The 1,025-nt window shown below is 59.7% G+C and carries 2 pseudogenes; both read right to left on the minus strand.

Annotation, left to right across the window (positions count from 1 at the left end):
* Positions 1 to 583: pseudogene (locus O8B93_RS27835) on the minus strand (ATP-binding cassette domain-containing protein); the annotation flags it as partial.
* A gap of 211 nt (positions 584 to 794) precedes the next feature.
* Positions 795 to 1,025: pseudogene (locus tag O8B93_RS27840) on the minus strand (rhamnose ABC transporter substrate-binding protein); the annotation flags it as partial.

Raw genomic sequence — 1,025 nt, forward strand, 5'->3', positions numbered from 1 at the left:
GTCGATCTCCTTGCGGGACAAGGCGGCCGTCGGTTCGTCCATGATGACGATGCGCGCCTCGACCGACAACGCACGGGCAATGGCCACCAGATGGCGCTGGGCCGATCGAAAGATCTTTCAACCGGATGGTAGGGTCGATGGTGCTTTCCAACTGTTCCAGCAGAACCCTGGCGCGCTCATTGATGGTCTTCCAGTCGATGAGGCCGAAACGACCTTTGGGCGCATGGCCGAGGAAGATGTTTTCGCCGACCGAAAGTTCGTCGAACAGCACGGTTTCCTGATGAATGGCGGTCACGCCGGCATCGATGGCGTCCTGTGCGCTGTGAAAATGGRCGGGCTGGCCATTGAGAAGGATTTCGCCCTCGTTCGGGCGGTAGATGCCGGTGAGGATTTTGACGAGTGTGGATTTGCCCGCGCCGTTCTCACCGATCAGTGCGGTGACCTTGCCGGGATAAAGCGCGATATCGACGCCATCCAGCGCTTTCACGCCGGGGAATATCTGGCTGATGCCGCGCATTTCCAGAATGGGCGTGGCGCTCGAAGCCTCTGTCATGTTTAAAATTTGGGTTTCAGCACGCATCATTCCGTCTTACCGGTCTGTTTGATTGAAGCGGCGAGGGGCACCCCCCTCTGCCCTGCCGGGCATCTCCCCCTCAGGGGGGGAGATCGGCAAGCGGATAACACCCTGCCTATGGAACGAGCGGGTGCGGCATATCGATCTCCCCCCTTGAGGGGGAGATGCCCGGCAGGGCAGAGGGGTGGGGTAGCCCTCCGCACTGCCGGAAATTGCCAGATCAGAAAATCTTCGAGAACTGATCGATATTCTTCGCGTCATAGATGAACGGATCAGCCATGGCCGCTTCGCTGTTTTCGCCAACCTTGATCTTGCCCATGCGGCCAGCCTCGATTTCCGAGCCCGGCTTGCCGTCGGCTTCGCCCTTCACAAGGCGATAGGCGATCTGGGTGGCGGAGTAACCGAGGTCGATCGGGTTCCAGATGGCGAATTCCTTGGTGGCGCCCGACTT

This window comes from Martinezella rhizogenes (assembly GCF_027460065.1).
Taxonomy (GTDB): Bacteria; Pseudomonadota; Alphaproteobacteria; order Rhizobiales; family Rhizobiaceae; genus Agrobacterium; species Agrobacterium rhizogenes_C.